Source organism: Nesterenkonia natronophila (genome assembly GCF_003595215.1).
GTDB lineage: Bacteria > Actinomycetota > Actinomycetes > Actinomycetales > Micrococcaceae > Nesterenkonia > Nesterenkonia natronophila.
This window is the reverse complement of record NZ_QYZP01000003.1, coordinates 159282-186043: the sequence shown is the minus strand read 5'-3', so window position 1 is coordinate 186043 and position 26762 is coordinate 159282. Positions and strand designations below refer to the sequence as shown.

General features: G+C 63.3%; 21 protein-coding genes. 3 read left to right on the top strand and 18 right to left on the bottom strand.

Annotated features, from left to right (window positions below; genetic code table 11):
- Positions 1 to 63: 63 nt before the first annotated feature.
- From D3250_RS09870 to D3250_RS09860, 3 genes are all read right to left on the bottom strand, one after another.
- Entirely contained in the window at positions 64 to 1146 is a 1083-nt protein-coding gene (locus tag D3250_RS09870) for an NADH:flavin oxidoreductase/NADH oxidase (RefSeq protein WP_438830148.1), read from the bottom strand.
- A 78-nt stretch (positions 1147 to 1224) separates the two neighbouring features.
- A complete protein-coding gene (locus D3250_RS09865) occupies positions 1225 to 1680 on the bottom strand; it encodes an NUDIX hydrolase (protein WP_119903224.1) in 456 nt (151 codons plus the stop codon).
- A gap of 63 nt (positions 1681 to 1743) precedes the next feature.
- Complete coding sequence (locus D3250_RS09860) at positions 1744 to 3282, bottom strand: deoxyguanosinetriphosphate triphosphohydrolase family protein (RefSeq protein WP_119903223.1); 1539 nt, start codon at positions 3280 to 3282, stop codon at positions 1744 to 1746.
- A gap of 106 nt (positions 3283 to 3388) precedes the next feature.
- On the opposite strand from D3250_RS09860, the gene D3250_RS09855 reads away from it, so the two are divergent.
- Positions 3389 to 4642 (top strand): arginine deiminase, encoded by a 1254-nt coding sequence (locus D3250_RS09855; RefSeq protein ID WP_225973265.1) that lies wholly within the window; start codon positions 3389 to 3391, stop codon positions 4640 to 4642.
- 246 nt (positions 4643 to 4888) lie between these two features.
- Positions 4889 to 5671, top strand: a complete 783-nt coding sequence (locus D3250_RS12150) for a transglycosylase family protein (RefSeq protein ID WP_119903222.1) — start codon at positions 4889 to 4891, stop codon at positions 5669 to 5671.
- Between the two features lie 9 nt (positions 5672 to 5680).
- Here D3250_RS12150 and D3250_RS09845 read toward each other — a convergent pair whose 3' ends face one another.
- The 4 genes from D3250_RS09845 to leuS form a co-directional block, all read right to left on the bottom strand.
- Complete coding sequence (locus tag D3250_RS09845; RefSeq protein WP_119903221.1) at positions 5681 to 8044, bottom strand: ComEC/Rec2 family competence protein; 2364 nt, start codon at positions 8042 to 8044, stop codon at positions 5681 to 5683.
- Positions 8045 to 8052: 8 nt separating this feature from the next.
- Positions 8053 to 8790, bottom strand: coding sequence for a helix-hairpin-helix domain-containing protein (locus D3250_RS09840; protein ID WP_119903220.1), 738 nt, complete (start codon positions 8788 to 8790; stop codon positions 8053 to 8055).
- A 134-nt stretch (positions 8791 to 8924) separates the two neighbouring features.
- Positions 8925 to 9899: a DegV family protein gene (locus tag D3250_RS09835; protein ID WP_119903219.1), complete on the bottom strand. Its 975-nt coding sequence runs from the start codon at positions 9897 to 9899 to the stop codon at positions 8925 to 8927.
- Between the two features lie 26 nt (positions 9900 to 9925).
- Positions 9926 to 12418: a leucine--tRNA ligase gene (gene leuS, locus D3250_RS09830; RefSeq protein WP_438830151.1), complete on the bottom strand. Its 2493-nt coding sequence runs from the start codon at positions 12416 to 12418 to the stop codon at positions 9926 to 9928.
- A gap of 142 nt (positions 12419 to 12560) precedes the next feature.
- Here leuS and D3250_RS09825 point away from each other — a divergent pair, with 142 nt between their 5' ends.
- On the top strand, positions 12561 to 13463 hold the full coding sequence (locus tag D3250_RS09825) for an alpha/beta fold hydrolase (protein ID WP_158583122.1): 903 nt from the start codon (positions 12561 to 12563) through the stop codon (positions 13461 to 13463).
- 25 nt (positions 13464 to 13488) lie between these two features.
- Here the strand turns inward: D3250_RS09825 and D3250_RS09820 are convergent, their stop codons facing one another.
- From D3250_RS09820 to D3250_RS09770, 11 genes are all read right to left on the bottom strand, one after another.
- Positions 13489 to 15471 (bottom strand): primosomal protein N' family DNA-binding protein, encoded by a 1983-nt coding sequence (locus D3250_RS09820; protein WP_119903217.1) that lies wholly within the window; start codon positions 15469 to 15471, stop codon positions 13489 to 13491.
- A 115-nt stretch (positions 15472 to 15586) separates the two neighbouring features.
- Positions 15587 to 16780, bottom strand: coding sequence for a methionine adenosyltransferase (gene metK / locus D3250_RS09815; RefSeq protein WP_119903216.1), 1194 nt, complete (start codon positions 16778 to 16780; stop codon positions 15587 to 15589).
- Positions 16781 to 16852: 72 nt separating this feature from the next.
- Positions 16853 to 18139 (bottom strand): bifunctional phosphopantothenoylcysteine decarboxylase/phosphopantothenate--cysteine ligase CoaBC, encoded by a 1287-nt coding sequence (gene coaBC / locus D3250_RS09810; protein ID WP_119903215.1) that lies wholly within the window; start codon positions 18137 to 18139, stop codon positions 16853 to 16855.
- A 14-nt stretch (positions 18140 to 18153) separates the two neighbouring features.
- A complete protein-coding gene (rpoZ, locus tag D3250_RS09805; RefSeq protein ID WP_119903214.1) occupies positions 18154 to 18420 on the bottom strand; it encodes a DNA-directed RNA polymerase subunit omega in 267 nt (88 codons plus the stop codon).
- A 9-nt stretch (positions 18421 to 18429) separates the two neighbouring features.
- Positions 18430 to 19014, bottom strand: a complete 585-nt coding sequence (gene gmk, locus D3250_RS09800; RefSeq protein WP_119903213.1) for a guanylate kinase — start codon at positions 19012 to 19014, stop codon at positions 18430 to 18432.
- Positions 19014 to 19334, bottom strand: coding sequence for an integration host factor, actinobacterial type (mihF, locus tag D3250_RS09795; RefSeq protein WP_119903212.1), 321 nt, complete (start codon positions 19332 to 19334; stop codon positions 19014 to 19016). The genes gmk and mihF overlap by 1 nt, the downstream gene beginning before the upstream one ends.
- A gap of 117 nt (positions 19335 to 19451) precedes the next feature.
- The gene (gene pyrF / locus D3250_RS09790) at positions 19452 to 20291 is read right to left on the bottom strand and encodes an orotidine-5'-phosphate decarboxylase (protein WP_119903211.1); all 840 of its coding nucleotides are present in this window, start codon (positions 20289 to 20291) and stop codon (positions 19452 to 19454) included.
- Positions 20288 to 23590, bottom strand: coding sequence for a carbamoyl-phosphate synthase large subunit (gene carB, locus D3250_RS09785; RefSeq protein ID WP_119903210.1), 3303 nt, complete (start codon positions 23588 to 23590; stop codon positions 20288 to 20290). Before carB ends, pyrF begins: the two co-directional genes overlap by 4 nt.
- Entirely contained in the window at positions 23583 to 24824 is a 1242-nt protein-coding gene (gene carA, locus D3250_RS09780) for a glutamine-hydrolyzing carbamoyl-phosphate synthase small subunit (RefSeq protein WP_119903209.1), read from the bottom strand. The genes carB and carA overlap by 8 nt, the downstream gene beginning before the upstream one ends.
- Complete coding sequence (locus tag D3250_RS09775) at positions 24821 to 25384, bottom strand: PH-like domain-containing protein (RefSeq protein ID WP_225973263.1); 564 nt, start codon at positions 25382 to 25384, stop codon at positions 24821 to 24823. Before D3250_RS09775 ends, carA begins: the two co-directional genes overlap by 4 nt.
- Entirely contained in the window at positions 25381 to 26721 is a 1341-nt protein-coding gene (locus D3250_RS09770; protein ID WP_119903208.1) for a dihydroorotase, read from the bottom strand. The genes D3250_RS09775 and D3250_RS09770 overlap by 4 nt, the downstream gene beginning before the upstream one ends.
- Positions 26722 to 26762 lie beyond the last annotated feature (41 nt).

Genomic DNA, 26762 nt, shown 5'->3' with positions numbered 1-26762 from the left:
GTTTACACGCCACGCCTTCTTCCGGACTGTCAGCAGCATCACAGCGAGTGACACTGAGACTCTCTAACGAAATCCGGCTCGATACTGCGTGGGGACGTAGTCCAATGAATGGTCGAAGTGGTGAGCGGCTCGCAGCGGAAAATGCGGGTCGCGCAGAGCTTCGCGGCCAATCAGCACTACGTCCGCCTGTCCGGTGAACAGGATGTGCTCGGCCTGCACTGGATCCGTGATCATTCCCACCGCGGCCACCGGAAGCCCAGTCTGTTCCCCAATGGCCGCTGCCATTGGTACCTGATAGCCGGGTCCAATTGGGAAGCGCACTGGAACAGTTCCTCCGCTGGAGACATCGATCATGTCGACGCCGCGATCCTTCAGCCATTGGACCAGCTGGACGGTGTGCTCAAGAGTCAGCCCCTCCTCAATCCAGTCGGTCGCCGAAACCCGGACGAGCAGCGGCACATCCTCCCCCACGCGCGCGCGGACGGCGTCGACAACCTCCAGCAGCAGTCGCGCCCGGCGGTCGAGCGCGCCGCCGTAAGCATCGCTGCGAGTATTGCTCAACGGGGAGAGAAATTCGTGGAGTAGGTACCCGTGCGCGGCGTGGATCTCCAGCAGGTCGAACCCGGCTCGCCGTGCCCGGTCAGCAGAATCAGCAAAGGCAGTGACTATGCGCTTGATGCCCGCCGTATCCAGGGCCTGCGGGGCATTGAGGCCCGGATACGGTTCTGCGGTGGCTCCGATTGCTGACCATCCACCCTGCTGGTGGGGGACGGATCCCGACTGCTCGGTGAATGGCCCGAAAGTGGAGGCTTTCCGACCCGCATGGGCCAATTGGATTCCCGCCGCGGCACCCTGTGAGTGCACGAAACTCACTATGCGCCCCAGCGCTTCCTCCTGCTGGTCGTTCCACAGCCCCAGATCCTCCGGCGAAATCCGCCCTTCAGCGGTGACGCTCGTAGCCTCAGCGATCACCACGCCGGCTCCTCCCCGCGCGAAGGAGCCCAGGTGCGCCATATGCCAATCCGTGGCCAGGCCGTCCTGCGCGAATGCGGAATACTGGCACATCGGCGGAATCCAGATACGGTTCCGCACGGTGAGGCCGCGCAGGGTGATCGGTTCAAAGAGCTTCGGCGGCACACGTTTCATCTACGGCGTTCCTTCCGGGTTAGGGTCCTCCATATCCAAGCCCGGGTGAGCAGAGACCATTCCCGGTCTGTTCCACTCTTAGCGCGTAGCGGAATCAGCTGGCTTCAGCACTTCGCGTACCGCAGGTGCCACCTGATCCGTCAGCAGCGGCGCGAGGTGGGCTGCCGGCGACAACGAGTCGAGCGGCACCCACAACAGTTCGGCGATCTCAGCGGCAGGCTGCAGAGCGTGCAGCAGGTCCGGGGCGGAGTCGTCAAATCTCACGAGGAAGTTGCGGCATACCACGGCTGTGTTCTCCTCATTGGCGGCCGCGGCACTGAATGTGCCCATGTCCAGCAGATGCGCTGGGTCCAGGTGCAGACCAATTTCCTCGGCTACCTCTCGCACGGCCGTCTCCTGGGGGCTCTCGTGCGGCTCGGGTTTGCCGCCGGGCTGCATGAACCGGTGGGTGCCCGCTTTTCGCACGGTGAGCACCCGGCCGCGCCGATCGAGAATGATCACTGCAGCTACTCGAATGATATTGGTCTCTCTCACCCCACCAAGCCTATAGAACACTCGTTCAGCGTGGAGCCCACTGTGCCGTACTCTCCGCTCTGCTCACAGACCCTGCCCTGCGTCCCAGAGCCGCTCGGAGGTCCCGGTGAGCAGGGCATCCAACGAGGTGGCCTGGGCGTCGGTCAAAGAGGCCACGTAGTCGATGATGCCGCGACCCTGGGCGTGCCGCAGCATCCTGGGCTCATCATCGGCGTCCAGCAGTTCGGGGTCATTCTGCCGCAACCGGAACATGTCTTCGGTGGCCAGTTCCACCAGATCCACCAAGCGACGTGGTGCTCGACGGGCATCCTGAGCGTCGGCCAGCCAGGCATCAAATCCAAGAACGAGTCGTTTGAGCAGCCGGGCCTGGCCGCGCTGGTAAACCGTGAGGTCCGGGCGGTCCAGAATGAACCGTTCATGGAGAAACTTCAGCACCGCCACTTCATGCCAGGCCGCGGTATTGAGGTTGACATGCCCGGAGCGCACATCAGGGTCAGCATGTACCTCAACGGACTTCTGCAAATGACTGATCCAGCTGGCGGTGAAAGTCGCTAAGGACCGCTCCGCCGAGCGTGAGCCGTCGAAGGGAGCAACCAGCAAACCGTCGACGACGTCCTGACTGACTCGGTCCACCGCCTGAGCGAAAGCTTCCTGATCTGCTATCCATTGATCTTTCGTTTGCAGTCTCCGCCAGAGCATCTCCAGGGAGCGCCCAGGCATGCGGAGCGACCCACTGAGGTCCTCGGTAGAGAGCCTGCTCAGACGCGCACGGTCTGTTCGCCATGCTTTGAACTCTGCGGCGATGGCCGCTTGGTTGAGCAGACCTGCCCTGTAAAAGTCATCCAGATCATGCAACGAGTATGCGATGTCATCGGCGACATCCATCACGGAGCACTCCACCGTCTGCTGGCGTGGCCGAATTTTCGGGTACGCCTGCCGTGCGCTGCGCATGCTATGCAGATCTAGGGTGTACACGGCGAATTTCTTGGCTCCCGCGCCCTGCGTTGTCGGCGCCAATCCGCGTTCCAGTTCCGGTCCTTCCCGCAGCCCCGCACCCTCGGCCCTGGTCCACGGGTACTTCAGCACCCCAGACCGCACCGCCGCAGTGAGGTTCAGTCCGGCGTCGTCGCGATCATACTGGTCCAGGCGTGTGAGAATGCGGAAGCTCTGGGCGTTACCTTCGAACCCTTCGCTGAGCCCGAAATGGTCCCGCGCCAACCGATCCAGAGCCTGCTCCCCCAGGTGGCCGAAGGGTGGGTGGCCGACGTCGTGAGCGCACGCCGCGGCTTGCACTACCACTGGATGGCAGCCACCTAGGTCGCTCAGAGTCGCTGATCCGGGGCCAGGAGCGGAGGAGATTGACACTGCGATGGCCCGGGCCACGGCCGCAACCTTCAGCGAATGCGTCAAGCGGTTGTGGATGGCCATCCCGGCTCCGGTCTGCGAGATTACCTGAGTGACTGCTGACAAACGCGAAAAGTATGGGGAGAATCGGATTCGTTCGAGATCAGCGCGAAACTCCGGCCAACGCTCCAGACGTTGGTACTCATCCAACGTTTCTGGGGCATCTCTGAAGAGGCGGGGATCAGCGTGGTCAGTCATCCGTCGATCGCATCCTGTCGTTTCGTGTCCTGCCGAACCCGGGGCCTGGGGTCATTGTCCGAGTCTAGGCCTGCAGTGACTCCGAGACTTCCGACAATGTGGAAACATGACCAGCATGCATGATCTCTTTGTGGGCTCTGAAGTGGGCCGTCTGCGGCAGGTCATTGTCCACCGCCCCGGTACCGAGCTGCTGCGACTGACCCCAGACACTAAGGAAGACCTGCTCTTCGACGACCTCCTCTGGGTTCGACGCGCCCAAGAAGAACATGACCAATTCTCCGCCGCCTTGGAGGCCGCCGGAACCGAGGTTCTCCACCTGGATGCACTGCTGCGCGAAACTCTGGCCGTGGCTGAGGCCAAAGAGTTCATCCTGGACCGTACGTTCGACGAACGCCTGCACGGTCCTGCCGCAGCCCCTCTGCTGCGGCAGATGGCCAGCGAGCTCGACAACGGCGCCCTGGCCGAGCTGGTCATCGGAGGCTTGACCAAACGAGAGTTGCTGGAACTGATCGACGAACCCCGTTCAATTGTGCTCCACTCCATGGCACCGGACGATTTGGTGGTCGCGCCCCTGCCCAATCACCTCTTCGCCCGCGATACGTCCTGCTGGGTTTACGACGGGGTGGCCGTGAACTCGATGCAGAAACCAGCCCGGATGCGGGAGGCTCTCACCTACGAGGCCACCTACCGTTGGCACCCTCGTTTCGCGGCTTCCGCGTTCCAGCGATGGTCCAATGGGCTCGATGACGCTCAAGCGACAGTCGAAGGTGGCGACGTGCTAGTCATCGGCAATGGCGCCGTGTTGATCGGAATGAGTGAACGCACTACTCCGCAGGGGGTGGAGAGGATGGCCAAACGGCTCTTCGCCGCCGGGTCGGCCGACCGCGTCGTCGTCCTCAACCTGCCCAAGGCGCGGTCCTTCATGCATCTTGACACGGTGATGACGATGGTCGATGAGCGGTCCTTCATTGAATACGCCGGACTGGGGGAACTGCCTTCCTATACGATCACCCCGCGCGGCGGTACGGGAGGTTCCCCGCTAGATGTTGAGCTGAACATCGCCGACCATGCCCCCGGCCACGCCCACCGGGCGATCGCCGACGCACTAGGCTTGCACGGGTTGCGTATCCTCACCGCTGAACAGGACCTCCATTCGGCCGCCCGCGAGCAGTGGGACGATGGATGCAATGCTTTGGCGGTGGCGCCAGGTGCGGTCATCACCTACGACCGTACCCCGACGTCGAACGCCTTTCTGCGCGAATCCGGCATCGAAGTGATCGAAGTTCCGGGTGGCGAGCTGGGGCGCGGCAGGGGCGGACCTCGGTGCATGAGCTGCCCAACTCTCCGAGATACCGTCTAGCGGCGACCAATTGACCGTGATTCACATAAAACTCACAGGAACCAAGATCACAGGATGATAACGTCGCTTCTTGACTGAATTCTCGGGCTTTTTGCCTTCGTGGACCCGCTTATCACCCGGTTGACGTGACCAATCTGAGACTCTTTACTGGACTGCGGACATTGAAAGTGATGTTTGCGTGACATTCCCACTCCGACACGCGCATCGCTGAACAGACCATCAACCTCCGTGAGGAAACAACATCCTATGAAGACCACCACCCCCACTTGGAAGAAGTTCGTTGGCGGCTCAGTTGCCGCTGCTGCCCTGGCTGGCGGCGCCGTCGTGGCGCAGGCTCCTGTGGCAAACGCCCAGGGCGACTGGGATCGACTGGCTCAGTGCGAGTCAGGCGGCAACTGGTCAATCAACACCGGCAACGGTTTCTACGGCGGCCTTCAGTTCATGAAGGCCACCTGGGACTCCATGGGCGGCCAGCAGTACGCCGAGTACCCACACCAGGCTTCTCGCGGTCAGCAGATTGCTGTTGCCACGGAGCTGCAGGCCCGCTACGGCTGGGGCCAGTGGCCAGCATGCTCAGCTAGCCTGGGACTCTCCGGCAGCCCAAGCGGCGGCGGCAGTACACCTGCCCCGGAGCCAGAGCCTGAAGCTCCGCAGCAGCAGGAAGAGGCACCTCAGGAGCAGGCACCTCAGCAGGAAGAGGCACCTCAGGAGCAGGCACCTCAGCAGGAAGAGGCTCCTCAGGAGCAGGCACCAGAGCCGCAGCCAGAGCCTGAGGCGCCGCAGCAGGCTGAGCAGGCACCCCAGGAGCAGGCTCCCGCACCGGCCGCAGAGGCTTCCGGTCAGGCAAACACTGACGTCCAGGTCTCCGGTGAGGTCTACACCATCCAGGCTGGCGACACCCTGGGCTCCATCGCAGATGCAGTCGGTCTGGACTGGACCGACATCTGGGGTGCGAATGCTGACCAGATCGACGACCCTAACCTGATCTTCGTCGGCGATCAGCTCCAGCTCCCCGTGGTCAGCGGCTAAGCTGACGGGTCACTCTAACGGGACTGGTTTCAGCGACTCGTTCACGAGGACGAAAGCTACAGTTCCATGCTCATCGGTGCGGTAGGTGGCGGCGCCTAGATCTTCCAAGGCAGCCACTACCGCACCGGATGGGTGACCGTACTCATTCCCCTCTCCCACTCCGATGAGAGCAACGGCCGGGTCCGTGTGCTCCAAGACGGCGGTCCCACCGTTTGACGCCCCGTGGTGGGAGACCTTCAACACATCAACAACACTCGGCAGCGCGTCGCGGGCAAGCAACAGCCCCGCGACCTCCTTTTCCAGATCACCGAGTGTCACGAGGGAATTGTCATTGGTGTTGGGGTGGTAATCGGCCGCCGCCCAAACCTGCCAGGTGACCGGGTACGCCCCCTGGTGAGTCAGATTCTGACCCAATTCGCCCCGGGACTCCGGAACCTCCAGGACCGTGCCTTCCTGGCTCTCTACTGCCTCTTTGACACTCCACCCGGCGGCCCCTGAGAAGATGATCTCGCCGATGTTCGCCGCCGCCGCGACCCCGGGCGTGCCTCCGTAGTGATCCAGATGGTCGTGAGTGATCATCAGAATCTCCACATGGTTGACGCCAAGCTTGTGTAAGCAGTTTTCAGCCAATTCGGGCTCCTCCCCCGCATCGACCACAATTCCGGCACGCTCCCCGGTCCGCACCACCAGCATGTCTCCCTGTCCCACATCGCAGAGCGCAAATCTCCATTGCTCAGGAACTGAAGGCCCCAAGATCAGGGCCGGTAGGGAACCAACGGGTATCACCACCGCAGCCAGTACCCCACCGGCTCCCCCCAGCAGCAACCTCTCCCATGCACGTGGGCGTCGGCGAGAATCGATGAGGATACGACACAGCGCGATTGCCGCCACAGTGTAGACGGCCGCCAAGGCCCAACCAGCCCCGCCCTCGGGCCACGGGGCCAATGCCTGAGGCAGTGAGGCCGTTGCGTACCCGATGGCGGCGATTCCCGCGCTGGGCAGACCTGCGGTCCACAGGAGCGGAGTCGAGAGCCAGGGCAATGTGGTTGACATCACCGCCGCCAAGGTGCCCGGTACTGTCACCAAAGGGAGCAGGGGGCCGGCAACGATGTTCGCTGGGACGCTGTAGAGCGTAACTCCCTGGGCGATGGGCAGCAGCACCGGGGTCACAAACAGTTGAGCCGAGACTGCCAGCGCCAAAGGAGCTGCCACAATACCCGGCAGTCGATGAGCGAAGAGATCCTTAAGCCTGGCACCCACCAGCACAATACCCGCAGTCGCGGCCACCGAGAGTTGGAAAGCCGGCTCCACCGCGAACCATGGATCGTAGACCAGCAGGAGAATCACGCACAGGCACAGCAGCGCAGAAGAGGTACGACCGCGTCCAGTGAAGACCGCTAACGCCCCGATTGAGCCCATGACCGCGGCACGAATCACGCTAGGGGCCGGTTGAACAAGCATGACGAACAGCACCAGCCCAGTGACGAGCAGCGGCAGCGTGGTCCAGCGCGGCATGCGCAGCATTCTGGCCATCCCCAGGAGCGCCCCGACCACCAGTGCACAATGCGTACCGGAGACCACCGTCATGTGGGTCAGTCCGGAGACGCGCATCGCCTCGGTCAGTTCCGGACTCTGCGCCGAGCGGTCCCCCAAGATCACTCCGGGGAGCAGTGCTGGGGCCTCACCGACCGCCGACGAGGACTGCTCCACGGTCGCAGCCCGCAACCGGTTGAACGTCTCCGTGATGTGCGTCCAACGGTCCGGCTCGTGGAGAATGGGCTTATCTTCTCCGAAAGGCCGCATGATTGCAGTCGAACGATGCGCGGAGCTGGTGGAGGAAAGTCTCACCTGTGAGGTGTACCGGTGCCCGGCCTGGAGCTCAGCGTCGGTGAAGACCACCGCCCGTGCGCGCACCGTCTGCTCCTCCTCACCGAAGCTCAGGACGATCGCTTGGCTGCGGTACCCGTCCCCGCTTCGCTGTTGAACAGGGAGCGCGTCCCGGGTGACACGGAACGTGACACTGAGTGGCACTGGTGACTCCACAGCATCGGACCAACCGGACTCCGCCTGCGTGTACTGGGTCTGGGCGGCAGAGAGCGTGGCCCCCGTCGCGACTCCGGCGCTGAGAGCGAGGTGGAGCATCACCGCTGCCAGGCGACGCGGCCTGTAGAAACTGGCCCTCTCCCCCGCAGACTCCGAAGACTGCGGGCGTCTGAGCACCAGCGCCGCTGCCGTGAGGATCAGTGCCCCGGCCAGCAGACCGCTCCCTACCCGCAGCGAGACCGATACCGTGATGTTCACTGCCACCAGGGCTGCGACCCACCCCGCCAGAGCCGAGGGAAGAAGTCGCAAATCGAGGGCCTGGCGGTTCATGGGCGCACTCACCAGGTGACGTCGTCCACAATGTTCTCGATAATGGCTGGCCCGACCCCACTGACTGCGGCCAGTTGCTCCAAGGAACTGAACCTCCCGTGCTCTTCGCGGTGCTCTATGATCCGCTCGGCCAACGCCGGCCCGATTCCTGGCAGTTGCTCCAGCTCCTCCGATCCTGCGGAGTTCAGATTGACCGGCCCCCTCGAGTTCCCTTCCCCTTGGCCGTCTGCTCCGGCGGCGGCAGGCGGCGTCCGGCCGGATTTCAGTTCCTCGACCGTCGGCACGTAGATCATGGATCCGTCCACCACCGGAGCTGCGAGGTTCGCGCCCTCAGGTGCGGCATCCGTCAGGAGACCACCGGCGGCTTCCACTGCGTCAGCAACCCGGTCGCCGGCCTCCAGCTGGACTACCTGCGGCTCATGCACGGCCCCGGTTACGTGCACCAGCGCTGGCGCCTCTGGTGTCTCAACGTCCGTGCTGTCTCTACCCTGCTGAGGCTGCTCCTTGGGGCGAGGCTCAGCGGTGTCCTCGATCGATGGCGGTTCCGGCAGCGACTGATCGGAGGGCCCTGCGGTGATCCAGGAGACCGCGACCCAGGTCACCAACCCGGCCACGAGCACCAGCACCGCAGGCAGTCGCAGGCCGAATCGCATTGGTGCCGAATGGGCATGTTGACGCTCAGCTCTGAGCCGTTCTCGGCGTGTCAGCAGCGCATCAGCTTCCGCACCCGCATCGTGCAACTCCATAGGTCTCAAGTTAGACTTCAGCGGGTCCTGCGCCGCCCCAGGGGTCTTCCGTGTGGAAGGTGCCGTATGTCGCCGAGGACTCTCCGGCGTTGGGGAGAAGGCTGGCCTTGCCGTAGATCGTGCCGCTGCGGCGTTCAGCCGCCGGCGGTGACGCTGATTCCCAAGGCCCCCAGCCCCAGGTGCGCGGCCAGCCCCGGGGGCAGCTCGATCACCGGCACAGGCTTTGTCGAATTCGGCTGAAGCTCATCGGCGAGTTCAGCTGCCTCCACCGGATTTCCACAGCACTGCACGCCCAGCCGCGCACTCTGCAGTGTTTTCGCGTGCTCGACTGCGGCCTCTGACATGCGCTGCAGGGCCCGTGGCATGGAATGGGTACGCTCCAGCAGAACCACCTCCCCCTCACGAAGGGCAAGCAGGGGTTTGACCCGCATCATTGACCCCAGCAGAGAGGCCAGTCGGTGGATCCGACCTCCCCGCCGCAGCTGCTCCAGGCTGGGCACTGCGAAAAAAGACCGTGAACTGGCCGCCACCGTCTGCGCGGTCTGAGCCACCTCGGACTGCGTCCCTCCCAAGCGGGCGGTCATCGCGGCCGCGATCACCGCATGGCCGAGTCCGAGACCAGCCTGCTCAGAGTCGACAACGGTCACCGGAAAGGGCGCGTCGCTGGCTGCCAGCTTCGCCGCATCCACCGTCCCTGAGAGTTTTGCCGAAAGGTGGATCGAGACCGCCCCGGCAAAACCGGCCTGATGCAGCTGGTAGTAGGTTTCCGCGATGCGCCCAGGAGAAGGGCGCGAGGTTCGAACCGGTAGCCCCTGCGCCAGAGCCAGGGGAAGATCCCGAGCAAGCTCGGGAGAGGACTCCGGATAGATCTGGCCCTTCTGCAGGCTGGTGTCAATCATCACCGGAATGGGCACCACTCGGATATGGTCACCCAGCACCCCCAAGTCCAAGTGACCGGTGGAGGTGTCGACGGGCAGGCCACAGGCAGCGTCTGTCACCAGCGCGATGCGCCCGCGGACCCGCCGGAGGACAGGTTTGCGTCCCGGCATTGCCGAACGCCTGGTGTGCAGCTCTTGCTCCAGGGACTCAACCCAGGTGACCGTGTCCATCGCCGCCTCTGCGTTGGTAGGGGTTCCTACCCGGTCACAACATTCACGAGTTTGGGGGCACGGACAATCACTTTGCGAACCCCGCCGTCGTCAGCGATGTACTTCTGGATCTTCGGCAGCGACAGCGCCTGCTGCTCCAACTCCTGTTCGGTGATGTCCACCGGCACCTCGAGTTTGTCACGCAGCTTCCCCCGAACCTGGACCACGGCGGTGATCGTGTCCTGGACCAGAAGGGCCTCCTCATAGGAGGGCCAGGCGGAGTTCGCCACGGAGGGCTCATGGCCCAGTTGGGCCCACATATCCTCAGCAGTGTATGGAGCGACCAGCGAGAGGGCCTGAGCGGTGAATTCCGCGGCCTCCCGAACCGCGGGGTCAGCTGGCCCCGCCCCAGAGTCGAGCTCCTTACGTGCAGCATTGACCAGTTCCATGACCCGGGCAATGACCACGTTGTACTTCTGATCGTCCAACAACGTCTGCGCGTCCGCGATTGCCCGGTGAGTGACCACCCGCAGCCGCTGAGCCCCCGCGCTGGGGTCCACCCCGGGTGCGCTGGTGACATCCTGAGCCAGACGCCACGCACGAGCAAGGAACTTTTGGCTCGCGGCGGGACTGACATCGGCCCAGTCCACGTCGTCCTCGGGAGGTGAGGCGAAGACCATGGTGAGGCGGACGGCGTCAACCCCGAACTCATCGAGCTGCTCACCCAGGTCGACACCATTGCCCAGCGACTTGGACATCGCTCGGCCCCCATTGAGCACCTGTCCCTGATTCAACAGGGCGCGGAACGGTTCGACGAAGTTGATCAGCCCCATGTCGTGGAGCGCCTTGGTGATGAATCGAGAGTAGAGGAGGTGCAGAATCGCGTGCTCCACACCGCCGACATACTGATCCACCGGCAACCAGTTGTTCGCCTCTTCGGTGGGGAATATGGCTTCAGTCGAGGCGGGGTCGATATACCGCAGGTAGTACCACGAGGAGTCCACAAAGGTGTCCATGGTGTCGGTATCCCGACTCGCCTTCTCTCCGCACCGGGGGCACGACACGCTGACCCACTCGGCGTTGGAGGCCAGAGGTGACTGTCCTTTGGGGGCCAGCTGCTCTCCACGCATATTGGTAGGCAGCGCCACCGGCAGCTGCTCCTCCGGGACGGGGACCTCGCCGCACGCGGCACAGTGAATGATGGGAATCGGCGCTCCCCAGAAGCGCTGGCGGGAGACCAGCCAGTCGCGCAGCCGGAAGTTGATGGTTCTGCGGCCGGCCCCCTGGCTCTCGAGCCACTCGATGATGGTCGCCTTGGCCTGCTCGACCTCCAATCCGTCCAGGGAGACATCTCCGTGGGAGGAATTGATCGCCTCCCCGGCGCCGGTGTAGGCCTCACCGTCGAAATCCTCCGGGGGCTGCACGGTGCGCACGATCGGCAGATCGAAGGTTTTCGCGAATTCCCAGTCACGCTGGTCCTGACCCGGGACGCCCATCACGGCGCCTGTCCCATAGTCCGCCAGCACATAGTCCGTGGCGTAGACCGGCATCTGAGCGCCGGTGGCCGGGTTGGTGGCGTGGACACCGAGAAATACCCCGGTCTTCTTACGGTCGGTAGCTTGGCGCTCAATGTCTGACACCGATTTCAGCTGCTCCCGGTACGCCGCCAATTCCTCCCGCTGCTCATCGGTGACCAGTTCGGTGGCCAGCTGCGCGTCAGCGGCCACAACAAAGAAAGTGGCGCCGAAGATGGTGTCTGGGCGGGTGGTGAATACGGTCACGGTATGGTCACCGTCGAGCTCGAAGTCTACGTGGGCGCCCTCAGACCGGCCGATCCAATTACGCTGCATCGCCAGCACGCGCTCGGGCCATGAACCTTCCAACTGCTCCATGTCGTCCAGCAGCCGATCAGCGTAGTCAGTGATTCTGAAGTACCACTGGTTCAAGGCCTTCTTCGTCACCGGGGTGCCGCACCGTTCGCAGGCACCGGAGACGACCTGCTCATTGGCCAGCACAGTCTGGCAGGAGGGACACCAGTTGACTGGTGAGTCTTTCCGGTAAGCCAGTCCCTGCTCGAACAGTTTGAGGAACAACCACTGAGTCCACCGGTAGTACATCTCATCTGAGGTGTGCAGTCGACGGGTCCAGTCAGTGCTGATGGCGTAGCGTTTGAAGCTGGTGGCCTGGGTGTCAATGTTCCGGTATGTCCACTCAGCCGGGTGGGCGTTGTTCTTGATGGCGGCATTCTCCGCGGGCAGCCCGAAAGAGTCCCACCCCACCGGATGCAGAACGTTGTAGCCGCGCAGGCGCCAATAGCGCGCCGGGACGTCGCCGATGGCGAACGCCTCGGCGTGCCCCATATGCAGATCGCCCGATGGGTAGGGGAACATGTCGCAGACATACTTCTTGGGCCGGTCGTCGGCCGATTTGGCGACAAATGTCCCGTCCTGCTCCCAGAACGGCAGCCATTTGGCCTCGATCGTTCGGAAGTCGTAGGACTGCTTTTCAGCGGTTTCGCTCACAGGTGCGCACCTCAACAGTTCACGGAAAGTTCGACTCCGAACAGTCTAGATGGTTATGAGAGTCGCTACGCTGTCCCTCGTGGGAAAAATACGGTCGACGACGCAGCCTCGTTTCCTTCCCGCGCCCTGGGTCGAATACCCGCGGCGGGTGCCGGCGAAGGTGACAATCCCAATCCGCTGTGAGGTCCGCGGGCAGCAGATCGCGGGCGAGGTCGCTGTGTGGAAGTACTCCCCGCAACCAGAATCCACCCGGTCCCAGCGGCTTCTGCTGATCCATGGCTTCCGTGGTGATCATCACGGCATGCAGCTGATCGTCGACGGACTCCCAGAGTTCGAGGTCTTGGTGCCGGACCTGCCCGGTTACGGCCAGTCGCCACCGCTGTGCACAGCAGACGGAGTCACGCATGAGCACACAGTCAATCTCTATGCTGCGGCCGTCGAGGGTTTGTCTCAGGCCCTTCACCTCGGTTCCGGAGATTGTCTGATCGGCCATTCATTCGGGACCGTCGTGTGCGCGGCCCACTGCGCCCAGCACCACCGGGACTGGTCCAGTGTGGTGCTGAGTGCCCCCATCAGTGACAACATTTTTCGCGGAAGACTTCTGCCAGGGGCCACCGTGGTAGAGCTGTACTACCGTCTCTGTCAGGTGCTTCCGGAGGCTGCGGCCAACGCCGTCCTGCGCTCGCCGACGGTGCTGGAGGTGATGAACCTCACCTTGGGGGTGGGGTGGGACCGTGAATTGACTGCCTTCGTGAAGGATCAGCACCGGCAGTTCTTCGGCGGCTACTGGAACCGCAAGAACCTTCTCGAGTCGTATCATGCCTCCAGCAGGCACACCGTCAAAGAGTACGCCTCAAATGTCCGTGTTCCGACCCTTCTGCTGGCCGGGTCCCAGGACACTCTCAGCACCCCTAAGGGGCGTCGCCTCCTGCGGGAGTCATTGCCCCAAGGCCACCTGGAGATCATTCGCGGATCGGGGCATCTGGTGCACTACGAGAAGCCGGCTCAACTGGCGCGAGCGGTACGACAGTTCGTCAGCTGCGTCACCCCACACAGACAATGAAGGACCCCCCTGCGCCCTGGGTGGGCTAGAACTGCAGGGCAGAAGTGTCATCGACCGCAATGCGGAGAGCTCTCCCCTGACCCGCGGAATAGGCAGAGCCGGTTCGTCGGACTCGAGTGACCTCCGCGATCACCTCGGCGGCCTGCGCATAGCTGAAGAACAACATCCAGCGGTGAGCGCCCTCGTCTGTCGGTGCGGGCCCCACCCACTCGAGACCCTCAGCTAGTTGCACCTGGGTCACGAAACTCTCCGCCTCCTGCGACTCTCCGGTGATGGTGAGCATCCGAACTGCAGGCGGCAGGCGCAACTCCAGCCGACGGTAGAGTTCACGCCGCGCGTAACCCACCGGGTCCCAACGAATCAGCGCGCCGGTCAGCTCAGGATCCTCCGCGGTAACGACCACAGCGCCTCCCTGGGCGCGGGAGCGGACGAGGGAGGCCGCGGCAAACCATCGAGACAGCACAGCGCGGGGAACGTCGAGGCCCTCCCTGGCGAGCTGGGCGTCACCGTCGAGGAGCAGTGCCGCTGTGTAGCCTTGAGGTGCAACAGGTTCGAGCCCCGGGGTGCTGATGATCAGGCCGGGCTTGTCTGGGACCTCCGTCACCGGATGGTCACTGGTGGAGGAAACGACCGGGATGTTGGGAAACGCCCTGCCCAGCTCTTGGGCCGTACGGTCAGCTCCTACAGCGCCAGCCCGGAATCTGGTCACCCCGCACGCGGGGCACCTGTGCCCGCGTTGGTGCAGTCCGCACCAACGGCAGCGCAGAGTGTCCGACTGGCCGAAGTGGCCAGGCAAAGACAGCGGCCCGTGGCACTCGGGGCACGTTTGGCGTGACCGGCAGCTTTCGCACAGCACCGCAGGTATGAATCCGGTGCGGCCCACTTGGACCAGCACGGGGCCGAGCTCGAGGCCCTTCCGTGCGGTCCGGTACGCCACGCCTGGGAGGCGTGCCCGCTGAAGTGTTGGGTCGCGCTCCTGTTGGTAAGAGTCCCTTGAGGCCGTCACCAGCGGCGCGATGGCGGTGCGTTGCGTTCGCGCAGGGCCCAGGTCGCTGAGCCACCCACGTTCGACGAGTCGCTGAATCTCCAGGCTTCGAGATGTGGAGATGAACCGCAGTCCGGCGCCCGTGTGCACGCTGCGCAGCAGAGCTACCTCACGAGTGTGATGATACGGTGCTCGCGGCTCCTGGTGGCTGGAGTCGTGGTCATCGACCACGAGGATCTGCGCCGGTCCCGCAACCGGCGCAAATATTGCCGAGCGTGTCCCGAGCGCTACCTGCGCGTGACCGTAGCGCAGCCGCAAGTACGACCGGTACCGAGGGGTGGGGCCCATCTCAGCGGTCAGTTGGGCCACAGCTGAGTCCCCGAGCTGTTCCTGCAGCATTGGCAGCAGGCGGTCGACGTCGCGTTGATCAGGCACGGCGACGATCACACTCCGGTCTGCGGAACGGGCTTCCTGCACCGCGCTGACGACCATGTTCGGCCATCCCTCAGGGCCGAAAGACTGCAGGGCCAGGGCTGCCTCCCGTGGTCCCGGACTCGCCACAGTTTCCGGGGAGTCAGGTGCGGCGAAGCGAGTGAACTCCTGCTCTACGCGGGCTGCTCGCTGCGGGATGGCTGCGCGCAGCACATCTGCGGTCACCCCGGCATAGCGCTGAGCGACTTTTTGGCAGAGCGTGAGGATCTCGGAGGACAGCAGCGGCAGCGGCGTGACGACCTTGCTGATCGGGGCAAGCCGGGGCGCAGCTGTGCTTTCAGTGCGGTTCAGCAGGTAGCCTGCCATGTCACGCGAGGAGAACCGCACCTTAACCCGGGAGCCGGGGACCGCCTGATCGTCTAGATCCGCGGGGACTGCGTAGTCGAAGACTCGGTCTAGGTGTGGCACCGGAGATTCCAGAAGCACCTGCGCGACCGGCACATTTGCCGCTGTTCCTGCTGGCAGTCGCGCCGCCGGAGCTGGCGCGAGAGCGTCCAGGAGGGCGGGCTGATCACCCTCACGATCGGTCACGTCCGCTCACCTCCTCCATCGTCAGCGATCGTATCCTGATGCGCTGAACTGCTGGTGGCTGTGGTGTGCCCTGTAGGACTCGGCGCCGAGGCTCAGCACCGGTGGGAGGGGAAGCTCAGGCTCCGAAGTACGAACGCAGGGCGTCGACGCGATTGAGCTGCTCCCACGGGAACTCCGAGCGACCGAAATGACCGTTCTTCGCCGTCTCTGCGTAAATGGGCCGCTTCAGGTCGAGGTCCTCAATGATGCCGAGCGGACGCAAGTCGAATACCTCACGGATGGCCGTGGAGATGGCGTCGGGGTTCACGTGCTCAGTGCCAAAGGTTTCGACGTAGATTCCCACCGGGTGAGCCCGGCCTATAGCGTAGGCAATTTGGATCTCGGCTCGGTCGGCAAGACCTGCGGCGACCACATTCTTCGCCACCCAGCGCATGGCGTAAGTCGCGGAGCGGTCCACTTTGGAAGGGTCCTTGCCGGAGAAAGCGCCTCCACCGTGCCGGGCGAATCCTCCGTAGGTGTCGACAATGATCTTCCGTCCGGTGAGTCCCGCATCACCTACGGGACCGCCCACAACGAACGGACCTGACGGGTTGATGATCTCCTCCAGACCACCAACCTCCAACCCTGAGTCAGCGATCACGGGAGCGATCACTCCCTCGGAGATGTCGGCGTGGAGCTGCTGCTGAGCAGTCTCCTGGGTGTGTTGGGTCGACACGACTACCGTTTCCAGCGATACCGGCCTGTCACCGTCATAACCAATGGTGACCTGGGTCTTCCCGTCCGGACGTAGATAGTCGAAAATGCCGTCCTGCCGCACTTCGGTCAGTTGTGCCGACAACCGGTGAGCAAGCGCGATCGGGGTCGGCATGTAGGTGTCGGTCTCATTCGTGGCGTAGCCGAACATGATTCCTTGGTCTCCGGCACCCTGCGCCTCACGCGGGTCGTCAGCTCCGGATCGCGCCTCCAGAGAGTTGAACACTCCTCCGGCAATGTCGGGAGACTGCTGGCCGATGGAGATTGATACCCCGCAGCGTGCGCCGTCGAAACCGTTGGCCGAGGAATCATAGCCGATGCCCAAGAGGGTCGATCGCACTATCTGGGGGATCTCGACATAACCCTTTGTGGTGACCTCGCCAGCGACTTGCATCAGACCGGTAGTGGTCAGCGCCTCAACGGCAACCCGAGCGTCCGGGTCTACGGTCAGCAGCGCATCAAGAATGGCATCAGAGACTTGGTCGCAAATCTTGTCCGGATGTCCGATCGTCACTGACTCGGAAGAGAAAAGGCGCAGCGGTTTGGTAGTGGTCACCGGCTCATCCTAACGCGCAGGGCACACCTGCACTGTGCAGCCGTCATATGGCGCAACGCTTGGCGTCCGGACCTAGTCCTCGGGGCCCTCGAGCAGTCGAGCTGCTTGCGAGACCACTGCCTCCGCTGCCTCGACTTTGCTGCCGCGAAGGTGGACTGGCTCAGCCGAACCGAGTGTCCGCTGGGCTGCCTCGGAAGCCAGGATGTGAACTTCGGTGGAGTCTTGTCCGAAGACTAGATTCTCTCCCACTTGGTTCAGTACGAGGAGGTCACAGCCTTTGCGCTGCAGCTTCTGCTCGGCGAGGGCAACGGGAGCGTGAGCGTCGTCGCCGGTCTCAGCGGCGAATCCAACGATCACCTTCGGGCCGGTGCCAGTGCCCGCGCGACGTCGGACAGTGTCCGCGAGTATGTCGGGATTGCGCTGCAGGGGGATCACCGGGTTTGCGTCGTCGTCGGTTTTCTTGATCTTCGCCTGCGCATAGTCAGCGGGCCGGAAATCGGCCACCGCGGCGGCCATCACCAGCACATCGGCGTGCACGCTTTCCCGCAGCACTGCTTCGTGGAGTTGTGCAGCGGTTTCGATGCGCTCCAGGGTGAGGTTGCTGATGCCCGACGGGGGCTCGGCATCTGTAATTCCTGCGATGAGGTGCACCTGCGCTCCCCAGTGAACGGCTCGCTCAGCCAGCGCGAACCCTTGTTTTCCGGAAGAACGATTGCCCAGGTAGCGCACGGGGTCCAGCGGCTCCCGTGTACCGCCCGCGGTGACCACCACCCTCCGCCCGGTAAGTGAAGGCGGTGACTGCGAAGTTGGACCGCTGTCCCGGGCTGCCCCCCGGCAGTGGAGGAGCTGGTCAACGCGAGCGTAGATGTCTTCCGGCTCAGGCATCCGCCCCGGTCCGGAATCTTGCCCCGTGAGTCTCCCCACGGCTGGTTCCATGACGTCCATGCCGCGGTTCCGGAGTGCTGCAACGTTGTCCGCGGTAGCGGCGTTGCGCCACATCTCGGTGTGCATGGCCGGCACCAGCAGGGTCGGCGCCTCGGTGGCGAGAAGCGTGGTGGTCAGCAGATCATCAGCCATTCCCGCGCGAACCCGGGCAAGCAGGTCTGCGGTGGCGGGGGCCACGACAATCAGGTCTGCGTCCTGACCGATCCGAACGTGGCGCACCTCAGCGACGCCCTCGAACACGCTGGTGCTCACGGGGCGTCCACTGATGGCTTCCCACGTCGCGCGCCCGACAAACTCCAGCGAACCCGGGGTAGGGATGACATCGACCTGGTGTCCGTCTTCTCTGAGCAGTCGGGCGAGGTGCACCACCTTATAGGCGGCTATGCCTGCCGAGACTCCGAGGACAATGCGCATTTTGGTGCGCCGGTTCAGGCTGCGGGCGCCTCAGCTGCCGGTTTCTGGACGAGCAGGTCTTCGTTGATCTCACGCAGGGCGATCGACAGAGGCTTCTCATTGAGCTTGGTTTCGACCAGAGGCCCAATGTGCTCAAAGAGACCTTCGTGGAGCTGCGCGTAGTAGTTGTTGATCTGGCGGGCGCGCTTGGAGGCGAAGAGCACCAGCGAGTACTTCGAATCGGCCTTCTTCGTGAGGTCGTCGATCCGCGGGTTAATGATGCCTTCGAGCTTCTCAGTCACTCAGATTCCTTATGCGTTGGTCGTCAGTTCAATGCCCATACAGGCAATAAGTTCACGCGCGGCCCTTTCGATGTCGTCATTGATGATGGTGACATCGAATTCCGATTCTGCCGCGAGTTCTATTCTAGCGGTTTCCAGCCTGCGCTGCTGTTCCTCCTCGGATTCGGTTCCCCGACCGATGAGTCGTTGGACCAGATCATCGAAGCTCGGCGGAGCCAGGAACACGAACTGCGCCGCACGCAGTTTCGCTCGAACCTGGCGCGCACCTTGGAGATCTATCTCCAGAAGAACGTTCTTTCCTTCGGAGAGGGCCTCTTCTACAGTGGCAGTAAGCGTGCCGTATCGGTATTTCTGGTGAACCACGGCCCATTCCAGGAAAGCGTCTTCAGCAAGGAGCTCATCAAAGCGTCGGTCGCTGATAAACAGGTAGTCCTCTCCATTGACTTCGCCGGGGCGCGCCGGGCGGGTAGTCGCGGAGACGGAGAAATGGACCTGCGGATACGTCTCTCGGACGTAGCGGCTCAGTGTGGACTTGCCAACAGATGTAGGACCAGCAAGAACAGTGACCTGTGGGGCAGAGGCTTCTGAGGACATCAGTCCAATTCTGCCAGATGCTCCGTCAGTGCTTTGCGCTGCTTGACGCCCAAACCTCCGAGCCGCCGCGAGGTGGAGACACCGAGGTCCTCAAGGATCCTGGTGGCAGTCACCCGGCCAACACCCGGCAGCGCTTCCAGAAGCTCAATAGTCCTCAGTCTCGCCACCGCTTCGGAGGATCCGGCACGCTCCAACACTTCAGCGAAGCTGAGTGTTCCAGCGCCGAAGCCGCGCTTCACCTCAGCGCGCTCTGCGCGCGCTGCCAGTGCCTTCTGCCGGGCGGTGTCACGTTCCTGTTGGGTCAGTTCTCGCAGTGCCACCGGACCCCTCCTTCACATGCGTCGTTCCCCTTTTGGTTCTTTCTTAGGCCTGAATGTAGCCGCAATTTGCGTCAGGGGCAATAGGACGTGACATGAGCAGCCCGTCAATAGGCGGTGTCACTGCAAGTCAGTGCGCGCTTGCTCAATATTTGAGACGAGACCATGGGTTTCAGGCCCTGCGGCGAGGATGGCTCGGGACGAATTGACCAGCACCTGACCCCAGGCTGCGCCGAAGCCACTTCGGATGCTCTGGGCAGTCGCTCCTTGGGCGCCGTATCCCGGTGCCAGAAGTGGGGGGCTTCCCGCGACCAGGTCAATCCCATTCTGCTCAGCCAGATGCGCCGTGGTGGCTCCGACCACCAGACCGATGCTGCCCATTTTTCCCTGGTCCGCTGCTGCGGCGTTGGACGCCGCTACCGAGCGTACGATGCGCCCAGCGACAGTCTGCCCGTCCTCGTCACGGGCCAGCTGAACCTGCTGCCCCTCGGCGTTCGAGGTCAAGGCCAAGACGAACAGTCCGGCCTCGTATTGTGCAGCGGCCTGGACGGCCGGCTGCAAAGTAGCAAACCCCAAGAACGGGCTGACGGTCAGAGCGTCCACTCCGAAGTCTCTCTGGGGATTGAGCCACGCTTCGGCGTAGGCCTCCATCGTGGAACCGATGTCTCCCCGCTTAGCGTCGGCGATGACCAGCAGACCCGCACTCTTCGCCGCAGCTATGACCTCCGCCAACACCTGGAGGCCCGCCACGCCGTGGCGCTCGAAGCACGCGACCTGGGGCTTGACGATCCCGGCGCGGCCCGCGGAGGCCTCGACCACGCGCATACCGCACTCCCGCAATCCGCGGGCGTCGTCGGGCAGCCCCCAGTCGGAGAGAACATCAGGATGCGGGTCGATGCCGACGCAGAGCTGACCGAAGGTGTTGAAGGCGTGTTCCAGTCGCGTGCCAAACGTGGTCATGAGGCCCCGGCGACAGATAAGCCTGCACGGTGCAGAGCAGCTGCGTGCTCCTGGAGGGAGGATACCGACCAGCTGTGCGTGCGCTGGGCCTCAATGGCTTGCAGAGCCGCCCCAAACTCCGCAATGGTGGTCACGACCGGAACTCCGAGACTGGTGGCGGCGGCCCGAATCTCGTAACCGTCTGTGCGTGCATCTCCGCCGGAAGGCGTATTGATGATCAGCGCGATCTCTCCAGCCTCTACCAGGGGCAACACGGTCCCTTGGCTCTCCGGTGTGGCCGCAATCTTGTCCACCACGTCACAACTGATTCCGTTACGGCGCAACACATCAGCTGTACCGCCCGTTGACACGATGGAGAAACCGAGATCAGCGAGGCGTTTTACGGGCATGATGACCCCACGCTTATCGCGGTTGGCCACCGAGACGAAGGCCTTGCCCGAGGTGGGCAGCGGATTGTTCGCCGCGAGCTGGGACTTGGCGAACGCCGTGTCGAAGTAGGTATCGATGCCCATCACCTCACCCGTAGACCGCATCTCCGGCCCCAGAAGTGAGTCCACCACGCGACCCTCGGGCGTCCGGAAACGCGCGAACGGCAGCACAGCCTCCTTCACAGCGACCGGCGCCGAGGGCGGCAGCAGCGAGCCGTCGCCGTGGGCGGGGAGGAGTCCGCCGCGCATCTGCTTCACAGTGACCCCCATGCCGATCAGCGCGGCAGCTTTGGCCAGCTGTACGCCGGTGGCTTTGGAGACGAAGGGCACAGTCCGTGAAGCCCGCGGATTAGCTTCGATGACGTAGAGGACGTCGGAGGCGACGGCGAACTGAATGTTGATCAGACCGCGCACTCCGACACCGGCGGCCAGCGCCGCGGTGGCCTCGCGGACCCGCTCCAGCATATCGGGTCCTAGGGTGATCGGCGGCAGCACACATGCCGAGTCCCCGGAGTGGATCCCGGCCTCTTCGATGTGCTCCATAATGCCGCCCAGGTAGAGATCTTCGCCGTCATAGAGGGCGTCGACGTCCACCTCGATGGCGTCTTCCAGAAATCGGTCTACCAGCACAGGGTGCGCCGGAGTTACTTCGGTGGCGTTGGCGATGTACCGCTCAAGACCGGGCTCATCGTAGACGATCTCCATGCCGCGTCCACCCAGCACGTAGCTGGGGCGCACCAATACTGGGTACCCGATCGAGTCTGCGACATTCTTGGCGTCCTCGAAACTGACCGCTGTGCCGTTCTTAGGAGCGATCAGTCCCGCAGACTGCAACACCTGGTCGAAGGCGCCGCGGTGCTCTGCCAAGTCGATAGCCTCTGGGCTGGTGCCCAGGATGGGCACCCCGGCGTCGGCCAGCTGCTGGGCCAGTTTGAGCGGGGTCTGCCCTCCCAGTTGGACAAACACCCCTGCCACGCCCCCAGTACGCTGTTCAGCGGCGATGACCTCGAGGACGTCCTCGAGTGTCAGCGGCTCGAAGTAGAGCCGGGTGGAGACGTCGTAGTCAGTGGAGACGGTCTCGGGATTGCAGTTGATCATGACCGTTTCATAGCCGGCCTCACGCAGAGCCATCGTGGCGTGCACGCAGGAATAGTCGAACTCGATTCCCTGACCGATCCGGTTCGGGCCTGAGCCGAGGATGATCACCGACGGGCTCTCGTGCTCGGCTATCTCATCCTCCTGGTCATAACTGGAGTAGTGGTACGGGGTGTAGGCGGGGAATTCCGCAGCGCAGGTGTCTACAGTCTTGTAAACCGGCCGGATCCCGAGTGCGTGCCGAACTCCTCGCACCACAGCAGGGTCCATGGCGCGCAGCTGACCGATCTGCTCGTCTGAGAACCCGTGCCGTTTTGCGGTCTTCAGTACCTGCACATCGAGGTCCTCGGCGGCCTGGACCTGCTGGGCCGTTTCATTGATCAGCGCCAACTGATCCAGGTACCACGGGTCGATACCAGTGATCCGATGGACCTCTTCCGGCGCGACTCCGGCCAGCAGCGCCTGCTGGACCTGATAGATACGGTCGGTGGTGGCAGTTGCCATGCCGGATAGGAACTGAGCCACCGCAGCGTCGTCGCTCTGGGCGAAGCTGAACTCACTGCCGCGCTGCTCCAGCGAGCGCAGTGCTTTCTGTAGAGCTTCCGTGAAGTTTCGGCCAATTGCCATCGCCTCACCCACCGACTTCATTGTGGTGGTCAGTGTGGGGTCGGCGGCGGGGAATTTTTCAAAAGCAAAGCGCGGGACTTTGACCACGACATAGTCGAGCGTCGGTTCGAAACTCGCGGGAGTCTTTTTGGTGATGTCGTTGGGGATCTCATCCAGGGTGTACCCCACTGCGAGTTTGGTGGCGATCTTTGCGATGGCGAAACCGGTTGCTTTGGAAGCCAGTGCGGAGGATCTGCTCACTCGGGGGTTCATCTCGATGACCACCACGCGCCCGGTCTCCGGGTCGACTGCGAATTGGATGTTGCAACCACCGGTGGCCACACCCACTTCACGAATCACATTGATGGAGATGTCACGGAGCTTCTGGTATTCCCGGTCGGTGAGCGTCATTGCTGGGGCTACCGTGATGGAGTCTCCGGTATGCACCCCAACTGGGTCCAGGTTCTCAATGGTGCAGACGACCACCACGTTGTCGTTGGCGTCGCGCATCATCTCCAGCTCGTACTCCTTCCACCCCAGGATCGACTCCTCAAGGAGGACCTCCGTGGTGGGTGAGTACTGCAGTCCCGCGCCTGCAATCCGCCGCAGGTCTCGCTCGTTGTGGGCCATGCCGGAACCCAGGCCGCCCATGGTGAAGCTCGGTCGAACGACCATGGGGTACCCAAGCTCCTCGGCTGCCTCCAGGGCTTCATCCATGGAGTGGACGATGCGGCTGCTGGCTGACTCTCCCCCGGAGCGTTCCACGACACCCTTGAACTTCTGCCGATCCTCCCCGAGCTCGATCGCTGCGATGTTCGCGCCGATGAGCTCGACGCCATAGTCCTCGAGCACACCCTGTTTATCGAGCGCGATAGCCGCGTTGAGCGCCGTCTGTCCCCCCAGCGTAGGCAGCAGGGCGTCGGGCCGCTCCTTGGCGATGATCTTGGTGATCACCTCGGGGCTGATCGGCTCAACGTAGGTGGCGTCAGCGAACTCTGGGTCGGTCATGATGGTGGCGGGGTTGGAGTTCACCAGGATCACTCGGATGCCCTCTTCTTTGAGCACCCGCAGCGCCTGAGTTCCGGAGTAGTCGAACTCGGCGGCCTGACCTATGACGATCGGGCCGGAGCCGATCACCAACACGGATTTGAGGTCAGTGCGTTTAGGCATTCTGGTGCTCCTTCATCAAGTCCACGAAGCGGTCGAAGAGGTAGGCGGAATCGTGTGGGCCGGCCGCCGCCTCCGGATGATACTGGACGCTGAAGGCCGGGAGGTCCATGCAGCGCAGGCCTTCCACCACCCCGTCATTGAGACTCGAGTGGCTGACCTGAACCCGTCCGTATCGAGACTCTGGCGCAGAGATAGTCTCCCCCACGGGGGCGTCTACGGCGAAGCCATGGTTCTGACTGGTGATTTCAACCTTTCCTGTGGCGTGATCCATCACCGGCTGGTTGATGCCACGGTGACCGAAAGGCAGCTTATAGGTGCCGAAGCCCAGGGCCCGCCCCAGTATCTGATTGCCGAAGCAGATGCCGAAAAACGGCATCCGAGCATCAAGCACCTCGCGCAGCAGGCCAACCTGCGTGTCTGCGGTGGCGGGATCTCCTGGGCCGTTGGAGATGAAGACCCCGTCCGGCTTGAGCTGTTCGATGTCTGTGTAGCTGGTCGTCGCTGGCAACACGTGGACCCGCAGTCCCCGCTCAGCCATCCGCACGGGGGTCATCGTTTTGATGCCCAGGTCGATCGCCGCCACAGTGGCGATGGGCTCGTTCTCCCAACCGTGATCCCCGGGGTCGATCACATAAGGCTCGGCGGAAGTGACTTCCTCAGCCAAGCGGGCGCCGAGCATGTCAGGCTGAGAACGCACAGCCTGCAGCAAGTCCGCCGGAGCGCGGCGGTGACCTGCCTCGTCAAACAGCGCTTCGGCTGAGAAGATGCCTGCTCGCATTGAACCCCGGCTCCGGAGCCGACGAGTGAGGGCCCTGGTATCGATATCTTTGATTCCGACGATGCCCTGATCGATGAGCTCCTGAGCCAGTGTCCGCACCGATCTCCAATTGGAGGGAAGCCGCGCTGCGTCACGGACGGCGTAGCCGGACACCCAGATACGGCGGGACTCTGGATCTTCGTCATTGATGCCGGTGTTGCCGATATGCGGTGCGGTCTGGACCACGATTTGGCGTGCGTAGCTGGGGTCCGTGAGGGTCTCCTGGTACCCGGTCATTCCGGTGGAGAACACGGCCTCCCCCAGTGTGGTCCCGCGTGCGCCGTAGGCGGTGCCCTCAAAGGTTGTACCGTCCTCGAGGACGAGCAGGGCAAGGCTGTCATCCGCGGTGGAACGGGCTCGGTCTGAGCCGGGCTGAGCTGTGCCTGGCTGCGTTCCGTGAGTGGACGAATCGCTCATAGGGTGGTCTCTCCTTCAGTCAGGTCGTTCAGCGCCTGGACCAGGGCGCGGCCTTCATCGGCCCGGCGTGGCCGGAACCCGGTATCAACGTCGGTCGTACCTAGTCGCCAGCCAAGGATCACGGCTCCGTCCTTTTCAACAAACTTCCCGATCATTCCTCGGTCCGTTCGTGCATAGGTCAGATCTTCGGCCGGAATGAAGATGTTGCGCACCCCGGAGCGGAAGACGGCCACTCCCGCCGGGTGCACCTCAACCCGTCCAGTGGTGCGAAGACCCAGCTCGTGGACGGCGATGCGATCCAAGTATTGGCCGCCTTTGACCGTACCGATGACCATTCCTTCGGCCGCTGCTTGAGGAGTCGCCTCCAGCAGTTCTGGCGGTACATCTCTGGGTTCCGGCACCCCAGCCTGTCGGCGCTTGCGATTTCGCCACCCCAGCCAAATGAGCGCACAGAATACGGCCACCACTGCCAGAGCCGCCCACAGGAAATTCAGATACGTTCCGGTCATCTCCGGAGCCCGAGTCAGTGTGGGAGGGACATAAGCCAGCAAAGGGTTCATGCAGCGCTCCCCGTGCTCCGCGGGGTGGCCAGCTCCCCGTCAAGCATCACAGGGAGGCCGCCAAGGAATGTATGGCGCACCTCTCCGGGGAGCTCAATGCCCCTGAACGGTGAGTTCCGGCCCTTGCTGGCGTGGGTGCCTGGGTGAACTGTGGTGGCAGCCGAAGGGTCAATGAGAATCATATTGGCGGGCTCGCCAGCCGCGATGGGCCGACCCTGGTGAGTGTGGCCGTAAATCTCAGCGGGACGAATCGAGGTGATCTCGGCAAAGCGTCGCCAGCCGATCAGCCCGGTCTCGACCATGGCATGCTGGACTGCCGGCAGGGCCGTCTCCAGTCCCGTCATTCCCATGGCGGCTTGGTCCCACTCGCATTCCTTCGCCTGCTCGGGATGCGGGGCGTGGTCCGTACCGATAACGTCAATGACGCCTTCAGCCAGGGCCTCGCGCAGCGCCTGAGTGTCAGCTTCGGTCCGCAGCGGTGGGTTGACCTTGTAGACCGGATCATAAGACTTCACCAGCTCGTCTGTGAGCATCAGGTGATGCGGAGTCACTTCTGCTGTGACCTGAATGCCGCGCTCCTTAGCCCAACGGATGATCTCCACCGAGCCCTTGGTGGAAACGTGGCAGATGTGGATTCTGGACCCGACGTAATCAGCCAGCAGCACATCCCGGGCGATGATCGCCTCTTCCGCGACAGCTGGCCAACCGGGGAGACCAAGTGTGGCGGAGACTCTTCCCTCATTCATCTGCGCGGGGCTCTCGGTCTCCCAGCCGGTGAGATCTGCATCCTGGGCATGTTGGGCGACGAACCCGTCGATGGTCTTGACGTACTCCATGGCCCGGCGCATCAGCTGCGCGTTGTTCACGCAGTGCCCGTCGTCGGAGAACATCCGAACCTTGGCTGAGGACTCTGCCATGGCCCCCAGTTCAGCCAACACCTTCCCACCGAGACCCTTAGTGATCGCACCCACCGGATACACCTCTGTCCACCCGGCGTCCTGCCCGAGCCGGTGGACCTGCTCCACGACTCCGGCTGTGTCAGCCACCGGGGAGGAGTTAGCCATGGCGTGCACAGCGGTGAATCCGCCTTTGGCGGCTGCCCGGCTACCCGTCTCGACCGTCTCGGCGTCCTCACGACCTGGCTCGCGCAGATGAACGTGGAGATCCACCATGCCGGGGAGTGCTATCAGCCCGGTGCCATCTATGGTTTCCATGGGCACGTTCGCCCGAGGCTCCGCGTTCCCGGAGCCGATACTAGCGATGTTCCCATCGCGGACGACTACGTCTGTAGGGGCGTCTCCGAGGATGCTGGCACCAAGAATGAGATAGTCCTTCATGAGACTCTCGCTTTCCACGGGTCGGACCCTGAACGACCGGT

Excerpts from the sequence above, each read along its gene's own strand:
- D3250_RS09870 (WP_438830148.1), bottom strand. The coding sequence starts at position 1,146 with ATGAAACGTGTGCCGCCGAAGCTCTTTGAACCGATCACCCTGCGCGGC.
- pyrF (WP_119903211.1), bottom strand. The coding sequence starts at position 20,291 with ATGACCACGTTTGGCACGCGACTGGAACACGCCTTCAACACCTTCGGT.
- D3250_RS09775 (WP_225973263.1), bottom strand. The coding sequence starts at position 25,384 with ATGAACCCTTTGCTGGCTTATGTCCCTCCCACACTGACTCGGGCTCCG.
- D3250_RS09835 (WP_119903219.1), bottom strand. The coding sequence starts at position 9,899 with ATGGACACGGTCACCTGGGTTGAGTCCCTGGAGCAAGAGCTGCACACC.
- D3250_RS09855 (WP_225973265.1), top strand. The coding sequence starts at position 3,389 with ATGACCAGCATGCATGATCTCTTTGTGGGCTCTGAAGTGGGCCGTCTG.
- D3250_RS09770 (WP_119903208.1), bottom strand. The coding sequence starts at position 26,721 with ATGAAGGACTATCTCATTCTTGGTGCCAGCATCCTCGGAGACGCCCCT.
- D3250_RS09845 (WP_119903221.1), bottom strand. The coding sequence starts at position 8,044 with ATGAACCGCCAGGCCCTCGATTTGCGACTTCTTCCCTCGGCTCTGGCG.
- D3250_RS12150 (WP_119903222.1), top strand. The coding sequence starts at position 4,889 with ATGAAGACCACCACCCCCACTTGGAAGAAGTTCGTTGGCGGCTCAGTT.
- D3250_RS09860 (WP_119903223.1), bottom strand. The coding sequence starts at position 3,282 with ATGACTGACCACGCTGATCCCCGCCTCTTCAGAGATGCCCCAGAAACG.
- D3250_RS09840 (WP_119903220.1), bottom strand. The coding sequence starts at position 8,790 with ATGGAGTTGCACGATGCGGGTGCGGAAGCTGATGCGCTGCTGACACGC.
- carA (WP_119903209.1), bottom strand. The coding sequence starts at position 24,824 with ATGAGCGATTCGTCCACTCACGGAACGCAGCCAGGCACAGCTCAGCCC.
- coaBC (WP_119903215.1), bottom strand. The coding sequence starts at position 18,139 with ATGCGCATTGTCCTCGGAGTCTCGGCAGGCATAGCCGCCTATAAGGTG.
- carB (WP_119903210.1), bottom strand. The coding sequence starts at position 23,590 with ATGCCTAAACGCACTGACCTCAAATCCGTGTTGGTGATCGGCTCCGGC.
- gmk (WP_119903213.1), bottom strand. The coding sequence starts at position 19,014 with ATGTCCTCAGAAGCCTCTGCCCCACAGGTCACTGTTCTTGCTGGTCCT.